This is a genomic window from Ramlibacter sp. PS4R-6, assembly GCF_037572775.1.
In the GTDB taxonomy this organism is placed as follows: domain Bacteria; phylum Pseudomonadota; class Gammaproteobacteria; order Burkholderiales; family Burkholderiaceae_C; genus Ramlibacter.
This window is the reverse complement of sequence record NZ_JBBHKA010000001.1, coordinates 1,120,575-1,136,066: the sequence shown is the minus strand read 5'-3', so window position 1 is coordinate 1,136,066 and position 15,492 is coordinate 1,120,575. Positions and strand designations below refer to the sequence as shown.

Below are 15,492 nucleotides of genomic sequence, written 5' to 3'. Positions count from 1 at the left end.
GAGTCTTGTTGTTGTTGCGAATGCGATCAGTGTTTCGAGCCGGGCTCCAGCGGTTGCGGCACCGTGGGCATGTCGAACTGCGGCCGCCGCGGGCGCGACGGCGCCGGCGTCGTGGGCGGCTGGAACGTGCTGGTCATGCTGCTGGGCCAGTCTTCCTGCGCCGCGGCGCCTTTCGCGGGCCGCGCCGGCCCGGCCTTGGCCGGGTCGGTCGTGAGGCTGCCGCCGAAGTACAGAGCGGCCAGCGCCTGCGACACCGCGGCTTCGCTCAGGCCGGTGGTGGCCACCAGCGATTCGATCGTGTGCGGGCCGGTGGACAGCGCCGAGATGAGCAGCAGGTGCTCCTCGCGCACCATGCGCTGCGGCACGTTGGGCATGCGGCGCCAGTAGATGGTCGCGGTGCGATAGCGGGAAGGCAGCAGCTCGCCGCCATTGCGCATCACGTAGTTCCACATCACGTGCGCGATCGTCGTGCGGCGGAAGTGCGACGGCACCGTGCTGGCCGCGGGCGGGCGGGCCGCCCAGTCGGCTTCGGCGACTTCGTGCGGCGTCGCGTCGGGCGCGAAACCCAGATCGCCCGTCACGCCGACGATGGCGACCAGCTTGCCGTGCGCGTTCAGGTGGTAGTAGGGCGACGCCAGGTCGTGGCGGCGGTCGGCAATCGCTGAGGCGAGCGTGAGGTCCACGGCCGTGTCAAGCAGCTGCGCCTCGAACTGGTTGAAGACGTCGGCCACCTGGTCGACCTTGTGCGGGTCGAAGGCCAGCGGCGGCGTGAAGTAGCCGTTGTTGAACGGCAGCGTGAACGCCGTCGGCCGGTCCATCTCCTTCAGGTTCATGAGCGTCGCCGGCTTGCCCGGCTCGGCCGAGGGGATGCGGACCATGTTGCCGCGCTGGGGCTGCGCGTTCTCGCCGTTGATCCACAAGGCGTCGGCCTCCATGAACGGCCAGCGCTCCCACTGCAGGTTGAGGTTGCGCGTCTTGAGCAGGTTGCGCAGCTGCCGCTCGTCGGCGAAGCCGACGAGACCCATGCGCATGACCGGAACGCTCATCTTGTTTGTAACCTCACTGATACAGATAGTAACGAGTAGCGACGCCCTCGGACCGCTTTCGATGCGTATTGCCCGTGAACTACTGCACGAAACCACGTAAAACGGGCGCCCCGCGGGGCGCCCGTGTCGCGATCCGGTTACAAATCGGGCGCGCCGGCGTCAGCCCGCCATGCTCATCAGATAGCGCTCCATCACCTGCAGTTCCGCGTCGCTGGGCGCACCGCGGCCGGTGATCACGCCGAAGACGTTCCCGCCGAAGCCCTGCTGCGGATAGAACATGGAGAAGCCCCAGCCGATCATCATCTGGTCGAACGCGCTGCGCTCGATCAGCGTCGAGCCCGTCGCGGCGGGCGCCGAATCGACGCGCAGGCGCTGCGCACCGACGTTGCTGGCGAAGGTGAGCACCGACGGCGCGCCGGCCGCGAGCGCGTTGTTGGCGGTGAGCGTGACGGTGTTGCCCGAGTAGTCGGTCAAGGTGGCGCGCGGGCGGCCCCCGGCGATCATCAGCTGCGAGGCGGCGCGCGTGTAGGCGTTGGACGCCTGGAACACCAGGCCGTCCTGCGGCGCGTTGAGGCTCACCGCCGCCAGCACGAAGTGCGCGTCGCCCACCGTGTAAGGCACCACGTTCTTCGGGTTGGGCTGCATCACGTCGATGGGGGCGCTCTTGCGGCACCAGAAGCCCGACGTCGCCCAGCCCGTGTGGTCGGTCGCGCGCTTGCCGTTGATCACGCGCATCACGGCGGGCGGCATGTTGGCGAGCGACGCGCTGTCGGTGTTCATCCAGTTGAGCATCTCCATCGCGTTGCCGGCGCTGGAGCCCCAGCCCGAGTCGGCGATGGCGCGCACCGGCTGGCCGGCCTGCGCGAGCGAGCCGCCGCCGAGGTAGTCGGTGTAGCCGTCGGCCATCTCCCACTTGCACGCCGCGTACTTGGCGACGATGGCGCGCGCCGCTTCGGCGAGGTTGGTGGCCGAATAGGCCACCGGGTCGGCCAGCGAATACACCTTGCGCGGCGGCGGCGCATTGAGCCCGCCGGACACGGCGTACGACAGCGTGGTGATGCGGTCGGCCGCCGGCGTGAAGGTGTAGGTGGCCTGCGGGTTCGCGCCGGCCGGCAGCGTGATGCTGGAGGCGCTGAGCGTGCCGCCGTTGTTGGAGCTGATGGATACGGTCACGGGGCTCGCGACATAGCCGCGCGCATAGACGGTGATCGTCACCGGCGTGCCGGCCAGCGCGTAGCCCGGGCCGTCGTCGAACACCGTGGCGCTGCGCACGTTGGCCGTGCGCTTGAGCACGCCGGACGCCGCCGGTTCGATGGTGCGGTTCTGGTGCCAGCCGGGCACGAAGTGCATGGGGCTGTTGTGCAGCGGCCAGTGGCTGCCGCCGTTCCACGGGTAGATCTCCACGCCGTTGCTGCGTGCGTAGTCGGTGAGGCGCTGGAACATCTCCTGCCAGCGCGGGTCGTCGATCGGCATGCCCGTCTCGCCCAGCGCGAGCTTCATGCCGCGCGGCGCGGCGAAGTCCACCGCGCTCTTCAGGCGCAGCCAGCCGGTGTCGGCGTTGATCGGCACGTTGCCCACGCCCACGCTGGCGCCGCGCGACAGCTCCACGTCGTAGTCGAAGCGCTGCCCCGTGGAGAACGCGTCGAGGTACATGTGCACGTCGTAGATGATGTTCGTGCCCTGGATCGGCCACGCCGGGTTGTTGGTGCCCAGCGTGAAGGCGGCGCTCCAGTAGTTGCTGTCCAGGTAGATCGGCGTCGCCGGGTCGATGGCGCGGATCGCGTCGATCGCGGCCTTGGCGAACGTCGGCCAGATGTTCAGGTCCTGCACGCCGTCGGCGCCGCTTTCGACGGTGCTGCCCGGCGAGGGCATGTTGTACGGCTCGTTGATCAGGCCGTAGCCGCCGAAGCCCGGGTGGTCCTTCCACAGGCGCGCGGCGCGCGTCCAGAAGTCGGTGAAGTGCGCGGGGCGCAGCGTCGCGCCGGGCGCGGTGGCCATGATGCGGGTGATGACCTGCGAGGAGTCGCTGGTGTACGGGTAGATGCCGGCCACCGACGGACGCACGAGCCCGCGCACGGAGCCGTCGGCCTGGTACACGAAGTCGACGTAGCGGCAGTAGTTGTGCAGGTCGATCCAGCACTTGATGCCGGCCTGCGCATGCGCATCGAGCACGCTCGTGATGTACGACTGGTAGGTGGCGTTGAATTCGCCGGGGTTGCCGACGATGGCGCGCGTCGCCGTGTTGATGTTGGTGTCGAACAGCACCGGCTGCAGCATCTCCCACTGGATCGGCAGGCGGTTCATGTTGTAGCCGTTGGCCGCGAGCCATTGCACGTCGGCGCGGCGCGGCACGGCCCAGTCGATGTTCACCTGCGTGCCCTGGCCGTAGCGCAGGTTGCCCATCGCGGCCTGCATGCCCGCGAGGTTGGCACCCATGCGCAGCGCACCGGGCGGCGCGGGCGTGGGAGCAGGAGCCGGCGCAGGCGTGGGGGCCGGCGCGGGTGCGGGAACGGGCGCCGGTGCGGGCGCAGGGCCCGGGGCGGGTGCCGGCGCGGGAGCCGGTGCAGGTGCCGGCGCGGGCGCCGGCCCGGCCGCAACCGGCGCGGGCGCTTCGCCCCCGCCGCCGCCGCCGCCGCAACCCGTGACCGCCACCGCGATCGCGCTCGCCGTGGCCTTGTTGAAATCCCGCCGCCTCAATTTCATGCGATACCCCGTGAATGCCGCCCGAGCTGGCAGCCGCGGCAGTATCGAATGCAGAGGTTGCGCCGTGGCGTGACGCTAGCTCCAAAGAGCGGAACTCGCGGCGCGCGACTACAAGCGCCGTCGGAGCGCGACTACAACGCGCTCAATCCAGGGTTTGCCGGTAACGCTTGAGCGCTACGGCGGCGGCCACCGCCATGAAGAGCACCATGGGCCACAGCTCGGGCCACAGCTCCACCAGCGAGTTGCCCTTGAGCATGATGCCGCGCACGATGCGCAGGAAGTGCGTGAGCGGGAGCACCTCGCCCAGCGCCTGCGCCCACTCGGGCATGCCGCGGAACGGGAACATGAACCCGGACAGCAGCATGCTCGGCAGGAAGAAGAAGAACGTCATCTGCATGGCCTGCAGCTGGTTGCGCGCGAGCGTGGAGAAGGTGAAGCCAACGCCCAGGTTGGCCACGATGAACACGCCGATCATCGCCATCAGCAGCACGAAGCTGCCTTCCAGCGGCACGTGGAAGAGCAGCGCGGCCGCGCCGAGGATCACGCCCAGCTGCACGTAGCCGAGCACGACGTACGGCAGGATCTTGCCCACCATCACCTCCGACGGCCGCACCGGCGTGGCCAGCAGGTTCTCGAGCGTGCCGCGTTCGCGCTCCCGGGTCATCGCCAGGCCCGTGAGCATCACCATCGTCATGGTGAGGATGGTGCCGATCAGCCCCGGCACGATGTTGTAGCGCGACAGGCCCTCGGGGTTGTAGCGCTTGTGCACGACGACTTCGAAGGGCCCGGGCTTTTCCGCGAGGCGCTGCAGCGGGCCGGTGAGCTGGCGCTCCAGCGCGCGGTCCGTCGCCGCCGCGAGCGCGGCCAGCGCATTGCCCGACGCCGACGGGTCGGTCGCATCGACGGCCACCAGCATCTGCGGGCGCTCGCCGCGCACGATGCGGCGCGAGAACTGCGGCGGGATCACCACGAGGAACTGCACGCGCCCTTCTTCCAGCATGCGCTCCGCCTCGCCTTCGTCGACGCCCGCGTGCACGATGCGGAAGTAGCCGGTGTTCTGCAGCGTCGCGACGACGCTGGCCGCCATCGGGCCGCTGTCGGCGGCGACCAGCGCGGTGGGCAGGCCCTTGGGGTCGGTGTTGATCGCGTAGCCGAACAGCACCAGCTGCAGGATGGGCACGCCCACCGCCATGGCGAAGGTCAGGCGGTCGCGCATCATCTGCTGGAATTCCTTGAGGAACACCGCCGCCATGCGCGCGAAGGAAAAGCGCGTCACGGCGCCTCCGCCGCGAAGTTGTCGTGCGCGCGGGCGATGAGGGCGATGAAGGCGTCCTCCAGGTTGCCGTCCGTCACGCCCGCCTGCCGCAGCACTTCCTGTTCGTTGCCGCGCGCGAGCACGTGGCCGTAGGCGATGTACACCAGCTCGTCGCAGCGCTGCGCCTCGTCCATGTAGTGCGTCGACACCAGCACCGTCATGCCGTCCTCGTGCGCGAGCTGGTGGATGTGGTCCCAGAACTCACGCCGCGCCTTGGGGTCGACGCCCGCCGTGGGTTCGTCCAGCAGCAGCAGCTTTGGTGCGTGGATCAGGCAGCCCGCGAGTGCGAGGCGCTGCTTCCACCCGCCCGACAACGCGCCGGCCAGCTGGTCCTGACGCTCGACGAGGCCCAGCCGGTTGAGCGCGGCGTCGACGGCCTTCGTGCGATCCGGCACCTCGAACAGGCGCGCGATGAAGTCCAGGTTCTCGCGGATCGACAGGTCCTCGTACCAGCCGAACTTCTGCGTCATGTAGCCGGCCTGGCGCTTGATCTGCCGCGCGTCGCGGATGATGTCCAGCCCGAGGCACGTGCCCTCGCCCGCATCGGGCTTGAGCAGGCCGCACAGCATGCGGATGGTGGTCGTCTTGCCGCTGCCGTTGGGGCCGAGGAAGCCGCAGATGGTGCCGGCGCGCACCTGCAGGTCGACGTGGTCGACCACCGTGCGCGTGCCGTACTTCTTGGTCAGCCCGCGCACGTCGATCGCGAGATCGCTCATGGCAGGACGACCGACAGCGGCTGGCCGGGCCGCAGCTTTGCGGCGTCCTGCGGCGCGGGCTTCGCCTCCACCAGGAACACCAGCTTGGCGCGCTGCTCGTTCGAGTAGATCACCGGCGGCGTGAACTCGGGCTTGGTGGAGATGAACGTGATGCGCGCGGCAATGGGCGCGCCGCAGCCGTCGCAGCGCAGCCGCACCTCCTTGCCCAGCGCGACTTGCGGCAACTGCGGCTCGGGCACGTAGAAGCGCGCTTTCACGTTGGCCGCGGGCAGCAGGGACACCACGGGCTGGCCCGCGTTCACGAACTCGCCGGGGCGGAAGAAGGTATCGGCCACCTGCGCGTCGACGGGCGCGGACTGCTGCTTCTGCCGGGCGCGCCAGTCGGCCTGGCTCGCGGCCGCGCGCGCGGCATTCGCCTGCGCATCGGCGGCCAGGCGCTCGTCGCTGCGCGCGGGCAGGCGCGCCACGTCCACCACCGACGCCAGCTCCGCGACGCGCGCCTGCGCCTGCTGCAGCGCGTGCTCGGCCTCGTCGACCTGCGCGCGCGCGATGAAACCCTTGGCCATCAGCTCGCGCTTGCGCGTGACGTCGTGGCGCGCGAGCTCGGCCTGCGCCCTCGCCTGCGCAAGCTGCGCCTGGTTCACCGCCACCTCCGGCTCGCGCTTGCCCTTGTCCGTGTCGGCGGCCTGGTACTGCGCGGCGGCCACGCGCGCATTGGCTTCCTCGCGCGCGGCGCGTTCGGCCTCGTCCTCCAGCGCGAAGAGCGGCTTGCCCTTCGCCACGGCCTCGCCGGCTTTCACGTGCAGGGCCGACAGCGTGCCCGCCAGCGGCGCGGCGACGTACACGTAGTCGGCGTCGGCATAGCCGGACCACGCACCGTCGGTCTTGGCACCGCAGGCGGCGAGCAGGACTGCGCAGATCGTCAGAGCGACGCCCCTCATGGGCGGATTATGGCCGCGCGCTCAGGCTTCCTCCCGCTCCTGGGCGCGCTCGTTCTTGCGCGCGCCGCGCACGTTCATCAGCGCCAGCACCACCTGCAGGGCGATCAGCGCCCAGGCGGCGTCGTGCAAGCCCCACGCCACCCACAGCACGTTGCTGGCGAGGAACACCCAGAACCCCACCTTGCGCCGGCCCGCGTGCGTCGAGGCGACGAGCCACGCCGCGAGCACGCTCGCGACCATCGCGGGCCATTGCAGCCACGCCACCCATTCAGCTGAAAAGTCCATCCCCGGACCCTAGCGCAGTGGCGGGGGCCCGGCCGTAGGACGGCATAAGCTTCTGCCGGATCGGGAATGAGGGCGCTGGGATAATCCGGGGTTCGCCCACCGAAGCACCATGAGCGCCTTCAACGAAGAAAAAGTCCTGGACGTCCACCACTGGACGGACCGCCTGTTCACCTTCAAGACCACGCGCGACCCCGCGCTGCGGTTCTCCAACGGCCATTTCACGATGATCGGCCTGAAGGTCAACAACAAGCCGCTGCTGCGCGCCTACTCCATCGTCAGCGCCAACTACGAGGACCACCTCGAGTTCCTGTCGATCAAGGTGCCCGACGGCCCGCTGACCTCGCGCCTGCAGCACGTCAAGGCCGGCGACATGATCATCGTGGGCCGCAAGCCGACGGGCACGCTGCTCATCGACTACCTGCTGCCGGGCAAGCGCCTGTTCCTGCTGTCCACGGGCACGGGCCTGGCGCCCTTCATGAGCATCGTGCGCGACCCCGACACCTACAACAAGTTCGAGCAGATCGTGCTGGTGCACGGCGTGCGCCAGAAGGACGAGCTGGCCTACCACGACCTGCTGGTGGAACACCTGCCCTCGCACGAGTTCCTCGGCGAGATGGTGCGCAACCAGCTGATCTACTACCCGACTGTCACGCGGGAGGCGTACAAGAACATGGGCCGCGTCACCGAGCTGCTGGAGACCGGCAAGATCTTCGAAGACCTGAAGCTGCCCGGCCTGGACCCGGCCGAGGACCGCGTGATGATCTGCGGCAGCCCCGGCATGCTCAAGGACCTGAAGCACATGCTCGAGGGACGCGGCTTCAACGAGGGCAACACCTCGCGGCCGGGCGACTTCGTGATCGAACGCGCTTTCGCCGAGCAGTAAGTCAGGCGACCAGCGCCGGCAAGTCCGCCATCCGCGTGAAGACGAGCGCAGCGCCCGCGGCGCGCAGCGCATCGGGCGCGTCATGGCCCGCCTCGGGCGGGCTGTAGCCGAACACCGTGGCGCCGGCGGCAACGCCCGCGGTCACGCCCGTGATGGTGTCTTCCACGACGAGGCAACGAGCCGGATCGACGCCGACGGACTTCGCCGCCACCAGGTAGACATCGGGTGCGGGTTTCGAACGCGGCAGGTCATGCCCGCTGAACACGCGGCCTTCGAAGTAGGGCAGCAGGCCGCACTTCTCCAGCTGCATCAGCACCTTCGGCAGGTCGGCGCCCGAGCCGCAGGCAATGCGGCCGTCGAACAAGCGGTGCAGTTCCTTCACCGCGTCGAGCGCGCCGGCGATGGCCTGCACCTCGGCCATCAGGCGCACGTTGCGCCGCTCGCGGAAGCGCACCATCCACTCCTCGGTGAGCGGCTGTCCCGTCTTCGCTTCGATCAGCGCACGTTCGTCCTTCACCGCCTTGCCGACGAACAGGCGCATGCACTCCTCGGGCGACAGCTGCCAGCCGAGCTCGCCGAGCATCTCGCGCAGCGTGCCGTTGGTGATGCGCTCGCTGTCGACGAGCACGCCGTCGCAGTCGAACAGGACGGCGCCGAACCTCACCGGACGTCCCCATCGACGTAGTACCAGCGCCCGCCTTCCTTCACGAAGCGCGAGCGCTCGTGCAGGCGCTGCGCGCGGCCGCCGCCGCTGCGGAAGCGCGCGACGAATTCGACTTCGGCGTGCGTGTCGTCGACCACGCGGTGGTCCTTCACGTCCAGGCCCAGCCACTTCGTTGCGGGATCGAGTTCGAGCGCCGCCGGGCGCGTCGAGGGATGCCAGGTGTCGAGCAGCCACTGGCGGTCCAGCGCCGCGTAGGCGTCGTAGCGCGAGCGCATCAGCGCCGGCGCGTCAGCGGGCCAGGGCCGGGTCAACCGGGTGCGCCGCGGCGATGGCGCGCGCTGCGACGGGCACGAGCTGCGCGACCACCGCCTGCTCGTGGTCGGTGGGCACGCGCGGCTCGAAGAAATAGCTGCCGAAGGTGCCCAGCACGCGGCCGCGGTCGTCCTTGATCGGCATGCTCCAGGCGCCGCGGAATCCCAGTGCGATGGGCAGGTGCTTCAGCTCGGCCCAGCGGCTGTCGTCCAGGAAGTCGCGCGTGACGACGACGTTCCCCGTGGCCGCGGCCGAGGCGCAGGTGCCCAGGTCCGGGTGGGGCTTGAGCCGGTCGATCGCGTCGAGGTAATCGGCCGGCAGGTTCGGCGAGGCGCCGTTGCGCAGCAGGCCTTCGCGATCGAGCAGCAGGATGGAGGCCACGATGTTGCGGTGGCACAGCTCCTCCGCGCTGCTCGCGAGGTACGCCAGCACCCGCTGCAGGGGCACCTGCTCCTCGATCATGCGCAGGGCACGGGTGCGGGCGGCGGACAACGGCATGGCCGGATTCTAGAGCTCGTCCAGCCCATCCATTCAGAGCGCGCGCGTGATGATGATCTTCTGCACGTCCGACGTGCCTTCGTAGATCTGGCACACGCGCACGTCGCGCCAGATGCGCTCGACCGGGAAGTCGTTGACGTAGCCGTAGCCGCCCAGCGTCTGGATGGCGGCGCTGCACACCTGCTCCGCGGTTTCGCTGGCGAACAGCTTGGCCATGGCGGCTTCCTTCAGGCACGGCTTGCCGGCGTCGCGCAGCGTCGCGGCATGCCAGATCAGCTGGCGGGCGGCCTCGAGCTTCGTGGCGCACTCGGCCAGCCGAAAGCCGACGGCCTGGTGGTTGAAGATCGCGGTGCCGAAACTCTGGCGCTCCTTCGCGTAGTCGATGGCAACCTCCAGCGCGCTGCGCGCCATGCCGACCGATTGCGCGGCGATGCCGATGCGCCCGCCTTCCAGCGCCGACAGCGCGATCTTGTAGCCCTCGCCCTCCTCGCCGATCAGGTTCTCGGCGGGGATGCGGCAGTTCTCCAGCGTGATCTGCGCGGTGTCGCTCGAATGCTGGCCGATCTTCTCTTCCAGCCGCGACACGATGTAGCCGGGGGTGTCCGTCGGCACCAGGAAAGCGCTCATGCCGCGCTTGCCCGCGCCCTTGTCGGTGACGGCGATCACCACCGCCAGGTGGCCGTTCTTGCCGCTGGTGATGAACTGCTTGACGCCGTTGATCGCGTAGCCGCCGCCTTCGCGCGTGGCCGTCGTCTTCAGGCCCGACGCGTCGCTGCCCACGTGCGGCTCGGTCAGGCAGAACACGCCGAGCATCTCGCCCTGCGCCAGGCGCGTGAGCCACTTCTTCTTCTGCGCGTCGTTGCCGTAGCGCATGAGGATGGCGTTGACCGGGCAGTTGGTGACGCTGATGGCGGTGGAGGTGCCGCCGTCGCCGGCCGCGATCTCCTCCAGCACCAGCGCGAGGGTCAGGTAGTCCAGGCCCGCGCCGCCGTATTCCTCGGGCACGCAGATGCCGTAGGCGCCCAGTTGCGCAAGGCCCCGGTGCGCCTCGCGCGGGAAGGTGCGTTCACGGTCCCACGCGGGCGCGTTCGGCCACAGCTGTTCGCGCGCGAACGCGCGAACGGCGTCGCGCACCATCTCCTGGTCCTGCGACAGGAGCATCGCTTACAGCAGTTCGACCGCGACCGCGGTGCCTTCGCCGCCGCCGATGCACAGCGTGGCGATGCCGCGCTTGCCGCCGCGCGCCTTCAGCGCGTGGATCAGCGTGACCATGATGCGCGCGCCGGATGCGCCGATCGGGTGGCCCAGCGCGCAGGCGCCGCCGTTGACGTTGACGATGTCGTGCGGGAGCTTGAGTTCCTCCATCAGCGCCATCGGCACCACGGCGAAGGCCTCGTTGACTTCCCACAGGTCCACGTCGCTCGCCTTCCAGCCGATCTTGCCGAGCAGCTTCTGCGTCGCGCCCACGGGGGCCGTGGTGAACCAATTGGGCTCCTGCGCGTGCGTGGCGTGGCCGACGATGCGCGCGATGGCCTTGCCGCCCAGGCGCGACGCGGTCGATTCCTTCATCAGCACCAGCGCGGCGGCGCCGTCGTTGATCGACGAGGACGACGCGGCGGTGATCGTGCCGTCCTTCTTGAACGCGGGCTTGAGCTGCGGGATCTTGTCCAGCTTGACCTTGCCCGGGCCTTCGTCGATGGACACCACGCGCTCGCCGGCGCGGTCCTTGACGATGACGGGCGTGATCTCGGCGGCGAACGCGCCCGACTCGGTGGCCTTCTTCGCGCGCATCACCGATGCGGTGGCGAAGGCGTCCTGCGCCTCGCGCGTGAACTTGTACTTGGCGGCGCAGTCCTCGCCGAAGGTGCCCATGGCGCGGCCCGGCTCGTAAGCGTCCTCCAGGCCGTCCAGCATCATGTGGTCGAAGACCTTGTCGTGGCCCATGCGGTAGCCGCCGCGGCCCTTGAGCAGCAGGTAGGGCGCGTTGGTCATGCTCTCCATGCCGCCGGCGACCATGATCTCGTGCGTGCCGGCCAGCAGCATGTCGTGCGCGAACATCGCGGCCTTCATGCCCGAGCCGCACATCTTCGACAGCGTGACGGCGCCCGTGCTCTTGGGCAGGCCGGCCTTGAACAGCGCCTGGCGCGCGGGCGCCTGGCCCTGGCCCGCCATCAGGCAGTTGCCGAACAGCACTTCGCCGACGGCGTCGCCGGAAACGCCAGCGCGTTCGACGGCGGCCTTGATCGCGGCGCCGCCGAGGTCATGGGCGGCCAGCGCGGTGAAGTCGCCCTGGAAGGCGCCCATCGGCGTGCGTGCCGCGCCCGTGATGACGATGGAATCGGACATGGTGATCTCCTTTCAGATCGGTTCGGTCAGGGGTTCCGCGCTGCGCTGCGCCGGCGACAGCTTGCGGATGAATCGCTTGTCTCTCTCGTAGGGGAAGACGTCGTGGACATGGCCCGCGACGATGCGCTCCTTGCGCGAATTCCAGAACGCCGGGTCCAGCAGGTCGGCGTGGTGCTTCATGAACACCTCGCGCACCGCCGGGTTGCCCAGCAGGAAGGGCTCGAAGGTCTCGGGGAACACGTCGTGCCGGTTCACCGGGTACCAGACCTCGCCCGACATCTCCTCTTCTTCCGTGCGCGCCTGCGGCACCTTGCGGAAGTTGCACTCGGTGAGGTATTCGATCTCGTCGTAGTCGTAGAAGACGACCTTGCCGTTGCGCGTGACGCCGAAGTTCTTCCACAGCATGTCGCCGGGGAAGATGTTGGCCGCCACCAGGTCCTTGATGGCGTTGCCGTACTCGACCACCGCCGACTCGATCTGCTGCTGCGCCTGCACGGCGTGCGGGCTGCCCGCCTCCGCCACCTGCAGCGTGTCGAACGCCTCCTGCAGGTAGATGTTCAGCGGGATCATGCGGCGCTCGATGTACAGGTGCTTGATGATCACCTCCTCGGCGCCGTCGCCGTCGCGGTCGCCGATCTCCAGCAGCGAGGGGCAGAACTTCTTCAGCTCCTCGATCAGGTCGTCCTCGAAGCGGTCGCGCGAGAACGCCACGTCGCTGTATTCCAGCGTGTCGGCCATGCGGCCCACGCGGTCGTGCTGCTTGACCAGCAGGTACTTGCCCTTGATCTGCTCGCGCGTGGTGTCCTTGGGCGGCGGGTACCAGTCCTTGATCACCTTGAAGACGTAGGGAAACGAAGGCAGGTCGAACACGAGCATCACCATGCCCTTGATGCCGGGCGCGATGCGGAACTTGTCCGACGAATGCTTCAGGTGGTAGAGGAAGTCGCGGTAGAAGAGGGTCTTGCCCTGCTTGGCCAGGCCGAGCGCGTTGTAGATCTCGTTGCGCGGCTTGCGCGGCATGAGCGAGCGCAGGAACTGCACGTACGCCGCCGGGATCTCCATGTCCACCATGAAGTACGCGCGGGCGAAGGAGAACAGGCCCTGCAGGTCGTCCTCGCCGAACAGGCACGCGTCGATGAACAGCTTGCCCTGCTTGTTGTGCAGGATGGGCAGCGCGAACGGCACCTCGTTGAAGCCGTTGATCAGCTTGCCGACGACGTAGGCGCCCTTGTTGCGGAAGAACAGCGACGACAGCACCTGCACCTGGAAGTTGGCGCGCAACTTGACCTGCGCCAGGCGGCCGCTGAAGGCCTCGAGCACGAATTGCGCGTCGCGCGGCAGGTCGTCGAACTCCCGCAGCAACTGGAAGTTGTCGATGATGCGAACGATGGTTTCGTGCAGCGTTTCGCGCGTGGGGTAGTACGAGCGGTAGGTCGGCATCGCCGCCGGCTCGTCGTTCTCGATGAACTCGGTGCTGACCGCCGGGCGCACGAAGATGAAGTCGTTGTGAAAGTGCGTGCGGTGCAGGATCTTCGTCGTGACCGAGTTGAAGAAGGTCTCGGCGCACTCGGGCTGGTGGTGGTCGACCAGCAGGCCGATGAAGTGCAATTTGACCTGCTGCCAGACTTCCATCGGCTGCTCGCCGGCCTTGAATTCCTTCTCGAGCCGCGCCGTGGCTTCGCGCACGCGCAGGTCGTAGAACTGGATGCGCTCGCGCTGGGCGCGCTGCTGGCCGTGCCAGTCGGCCGTCTCGAAGCGGTGCTTGGCGCGCGCCGACTCCTGGCGGAACAGGCGGTAGTGGCGGTTGAAGCCGTCCAGCATGGCCTTGGCGATGTCGTAGGCCAGCGGCGAATCGAGGCGCTGGGGGAACATCGGCATGGCGCGCTTCCGGGCCCTAGCGGCGGTCGGCCGTGATGCCTTCGATGGCCGCGCGGTAGGCCGGCTCGATCGAGTCGGCGCCGTCCACCGTGATGTGCAGGTCGTGCAGCAAGCCGTCGTGCACGCCGTAGGCCCAGCCGTGCACGGTGACCTTCTGGCCCTTGGCCCAGGCGTCGGTCATCACGGTGCTGACGCACACGTTGACCACCTGCTCGATGACGTTGAGTTCGACCAGCGCGTCCAGCCGCTTGTCGGGCGCGGTGTTCTCCAGCAGGCCGCGGTGGCGGTCGCGCACGTCGGAGATGTGGCGGATCCAGTTGTCGGCCAGGCCCACGCGCCGGTTCTCCAGCGCCGCCTGCACGCCGCCGCAACCGTAGTGGCCCACCACCATGATGTGCTCGACCTTCAGCATGTCCACGGCGAACTGGATGGTGGACAGCGCGTTGAGGTCGGAGTGCACGACCACGTTGGCGACGTTGCGGTGGACGAAGACCTCGCCGGGGTCCAGCCCCGTGATCTGGTTGGCGGGCACGCGGCTGTCGGAGCAGCCGATCCACATGTACTTGGGCGCCTGCTGCTTGGTCAGCGACGCGAAGAAGCCGGGGCGTTCGCGCTCCATCTGCGCCGCCCAGGCGCGGTTGTGGGCGAAGAGGTCGGCGAGCGAAGCCATGGGCATATTGTGGAGGTTCGGTCGAATTGTCGCTGGTACGTGGGCTTACCTACATCGTCTCGGCGAACAGCTCGCGGCCGATCAGCATGCGGCGGATCTCGCTGGTGCCGGCGCCGATCTCATAGAGCTTGGCGTCGCGCCACAGGCGCCCCAGCGGGTACTCGTTGATGTAGCCGTTGCCGCCGAACACCTGGATGCCCTCGCCGGCCATCCACGTCGCCTTTTCGGCGCACCACAGGATGACCGAGGCGCAGTCCTTGCGCACCTGGCGCACGTGCTCGGCGCCCAGCATGTCGAGGTTCTTGCCGACGGTGTAGAGGAACGCGCGGCCGGCCTGCAGCACGGTGTACATGTCGGCGACCTTGCCCTGGATGAGCTGGAACTCGCCGATCGACTGGCCGAACTGCTTGCGGTCGTGGATGTAGGGCACCACGTTGTCCATCACGGCCTGCATGATCCCGACGGGCCCGGCGGCGAGCACCGCGCGCTCGTAGTCCAGGCCGGACATCAGCACCTTCGCGCCGCCGTTCAGCGTGCCCAGCACGTTTTCCGCGGGCACCTCGACGTCCTGGAACACCATCTCGCCGGTGTGCGAGCCGCGCATGCCCAGCTTGTCCAGCTTCTGCGCCGTGGAGAAACCCTTCATGCCCTTCTCGACGATGAAGGCCGTGACGCCGCGCGCACCGAGTTCCGGCTCCGTCTTCGCATAGACCACCATCGTGTCGGCATCGGGGCCGTTGGTGATCCACATCTTGGTGCCGTTCAGCACGTAGTAGCCGCCCTTGTCGACGGCCTTCAATTTCATCGAGATGACGTCGCTGCCCGCGCCGGGCTCGCTCATGGCGAGCGCGCCGACGTGCTCGCCGGAGATCAGCTTGGGCAGGTACTTCTTCTTCTGCGCCTCGTTGCCGTTGCGCTTGATCTGGTTGACGCACAGGTTGGAGTGCGCGCCGTACGACAGGCCGATGCCCGCCGATGCGCGCGAGATCTCCTCCATCGCCACCATGTGCGCCAGGTAGCCCATGCCGGCGCCGCCGTAGGCCTCGGGCACGGTGATGCCCAGCACGCCGAGCTCGCCCATCTTGGGCCACAGGTCCATGGGGAACTGGTCGCTGCGGTCGGCCTCGGCCGCGCGCGGCGCGATCTCGGCCTGCGCGAACTCGCGCACCGCGTCGCGCAAGGCGTCGATGTCCTCGCCGAGCTGGAAGTTCAGGCCGGGCAGGTCGTTCATGTTC

General features: G+C 68.7%; 14 protein-coding genes and 1 pseudogene. 1 reads left to right on the top strand and 14 read right to left on the bottom strand.

From position 1 onward, the window contains the following. Positions 1-26 precede the first annotated feature (26 nt). The 6 genes and pseudogenes from WG903_RS05610 to WG903_RS05585 all read right to left on the bottom strand — a co-directional run bounded on the left by WG903_RS05610 (position 27) and on the right by WG903_RS05585 (position 7,006). Complete coding sequence (locus WG903_RS05610) at positions 27-1,046, bottom strand: hypothetical protein (protein WP_340073234.1); 1,020 nt, start codon at positions 1,044-1,046, stop codon at positions 27-29. A gap of 159 nt (positions 1,047-1,205) precedes the next feature. Continuing rightward, on the bottom strand, positions 1,206-3,749 hold the full coding sequence (locus WG903_RS05605; protein ID WP_340073233.1) for a cellulase family glycosylhydrolase: 2,544 nt from the start codon (positions 3,747-3,749) through the stop codon (positions 1,206-1,208). 142 nt (positions 3,750-3,891) lie between these two features. Then, positions 3,892-5,001 carry an ABC transporter permease gene (locus WG903_RS05600; protein ID WP_340078199.1) on the bottom strand — a complete coding sequence of 370 codons (1,110 nt, stop codon included), beginning with the start codon at positions 4,999-5,001 and terminating at the stop codon, positions 3,892-3,894. 83 nt (positions 5,002-5,084) lie between these two features. After that, positions 5,085-5,780: pseudogene (locus WG903_RS05595) on the bottom strand (ABC transporter ATP-binding protein); the annotation flags it as partial. After that, the gene (locus tag WG903_RS05590) at positions 5,777-6,721 is read right to left on the bottom strand and encodes an HlyD family secretion protein (RefSeq protein ID WP_340073231.1); all 945 of its coding nucleotides are present in this window, start codon (positions 6,719-6,721) and stop codon (positions 5,777-5,779) included. The gene WG903_RS05590 and the pseudogene WG903_RS05595, both read right to left, overlap by 4 nt. A 21-nt stretch (positions 6,722-6,742) precedes the next feature. After that, positions 6,743-7,006, bottom strand: a complete 264-nt coding sequence (locus WG903_RS05585) for a hypothetical protein (RefSeq protein ID WP_340073230.1) — start codon at positions 7,004-7,006, stop codon at positions 6,743-6,745. Positions 7,007-7,115: 109 nt separating this feature from the next. Here WG903_RS05585 and WG903_RS05580 point away from each other — a divergent pair, with 109 nt between their 5' ends. After that, positions 7,116-7,889 (top strand): ferredoxin--NADP reductase, encoded by a 774-nt coding sequence (locus WG903_RS05580; protein WP_340073229.1) that lies wholly within the window; start codon positions 7,116-7,118, stop codon positions 7,887-7,889. 1 nt (position 7,890) lies between these two features. Here the strand turns inward: WG903_RS05580 and WG903_RS05575 are convergent, their stop codons facing one another. From WG903_RS05575 to WG903_RS05540, 8 genes are read right to left on the bottom strand one after another with little or no spacing between them, the layout of a single operon-like run. Next, a complete protein-coding gene (locus WG903_RS05575) occupies positions 7,891-8,553 on the bottom strand; it encodes an HAD family hydrolase (protein ID WP_340073228.1) in 663 nt (220 codons plus the stop codon). Then, a complete protein-coding gene (locus tag WG903_RS05570) occupies positions 8,550-8,960 on the bottom strand; it encodes a YchJ family protein (RefSeq protein WP_340078198.1) in 411 nt (136 codons plus the stop codon). The genes WG903_RS05575 and WG903_RS05570 overlap by 4 nt, the downstream gene beginning before the upstream one ends. Next, positions 8,842-9,363, bottom strand: a complete 522-nt coding sequence (locus WG903_RS05565; RefSeq protein WP_340073227.1) for a GAF domain-containing protein — start codon at positions 9,361-9,363, stop codon at positions 8,842-8,844. The genes WG903_RS05570 and WG903_RS05565 overlap by 119 nt, the downstream gene beginning before the upstream one ends. Positions 9,364-9,396: 33 nt before the next feature. Then, positions 9,397-10,524, bottom strand: coding sequence for an acyl-CoA dehydrogenase family protein (locus tag WG903_RS05560; protein ID WP_340073226.1), 1,128 nt, complete (start codon positions 10,522-10,524; stop codon positions 9,397-9,399). A gap of 3 nt (positions 10,525-10,527) precedes the next feature. Next, positions 10,528-11,709 carry an acetyl-CoA C-acyltransferase gene (locus WG903_RS05555; protein WP_340073225.1) on the bottom strand — a complete coding sequence of 394 codons (1,182 nt, stop codon included), beginning with the start codon at positions 11,707-11,709 and terminating at the stop codon, positions 10,528-10,530. A gap of 12 nt (positions 11,710-11,721) precedes the next feature. Further along, positions 11,722-13,581: a bifunctional isocitrate dehydrogenase kinase/phosphatase gene (aceK, locus tag WG903_RS05550; RefSeq protein WP_340078197.1), complete on the bottom strand. Its 1,860-nt coding sequence runs from the start codon at positions 13,579-13,581 to the stop codon at positions 11,722-11,724. Positions 13,582-13,603: 22 nt separating this feature from the next. Beyond that, positions 13,604-14,263 carry a carbonate dehydratase gene (gene can, locus WG903_RS05545; protein ID WP_340073224.1) on the bottom strand — a complete coding sequence of 220 codons (660 nt, stop codon included), beginning with the start codon at positions 14,261-14,263 and terminating at the stop codon, positions 13,604-13,606. A gap of 43 nt (positions 14,264-14,306) precedes the next feature. Further along, a complete protein-coding gene (locus WG903_RS05540; RefSeq protein WP_340073223.1) occupies positions 14,307-15,488 on the bottom strand; it encodes an isovaleryl-CoA dehydrogenase in 1,182 nt (393 codons plus the stop codon). Positions 15,489-15,492 lie beyond the last annotated feature (4 nt).

Bases quoted from the DNA above. Each gene is read 5' to 3' on its own strand.
- WG903_RS05560 (WP_340073226.1), bottom strand. From the start codon at position 10,524: ATGCTCCTGTCGCAGGACCAGGAGATGGTGCGCGACGCCGTTCGCGCG.
- WG903_RS05555 (WP_340073225.1), bottom strand. From the start codon at position 11,709: ATGTCCGATTCCATCGTCATCACGGGCGCGGCACGCACGCCGATGGGC.
- can (WP_340073224.1), bottom strand. From the start codon at position 14,263: ATGCCCATGGCTTCGCTCGCCGACCTCTTCGCCCACAACCGCGCCTGG.
- WG903_RS05600 (WP_340078199.1), bottom strand. From the start codon at position 5,001: ATGGCGGCGGTGTTCCTCAAGGAATTCCAGCAGATGATGCGCGACCGC.
- WG903_RS05540 (WP_340073223.1), bottom strand. From the start codon at position 15,488: ATGAACGACCTGCCCGGCCTGAACTTCCAGCTCGGCGAGGACATCGAC.
- WG903_RS05605 (WP_340073233.1), bottom strand. From the start codon at position 3,749: ATGAAATTGAGGCGGCGGGATTTCAACAAGGCCACGGCGAGCGCGATC.
- WG903_RS05610 (WP_340073234.1), bottom strand. From the start codon at position 1,046: ATGAGCGTTCCGGTCATGCGCATGGGTCTCGTCGGCTTCGCCGACGAG.
- WG903_RS05565 (WP_340073227.1), bottom strand. From the start codon at position 9,363: ATGCCGTTGTCCGCCGCCCGCACCCGTGCCCTGCGCATGATCGAGGAG.
- WG903_RS05580 (WP_340073229.1), top strand. From the start codon at position 7,116: ATGAGCGCCTTCAACGAAGAAAAAGTCCTGGACGTCCACCACTGGACG.
- WG903_RS05590 (WP_340073231.1), bottom strand. From the start codon at position 6,721: ATGAGGGGCGTCGCTCTGACGATCTGCGCAGTCCTGCTCGCCGCCTGC.
- aceK (WP_340078197.1), bottom strand. From the start codon at position 13,581: ATGTTCCCCCAGCGCCTCGATTCGCCGCTGGCCTACGACATCGCCAAG.
- WG903_RS05585 (WP_340073230.1), bottom strand. From the start codon at position 7,006: ATGGACTTTTCAGCTGAATGGGTGGCGTGGCTGCAATGGCCCGCGATG.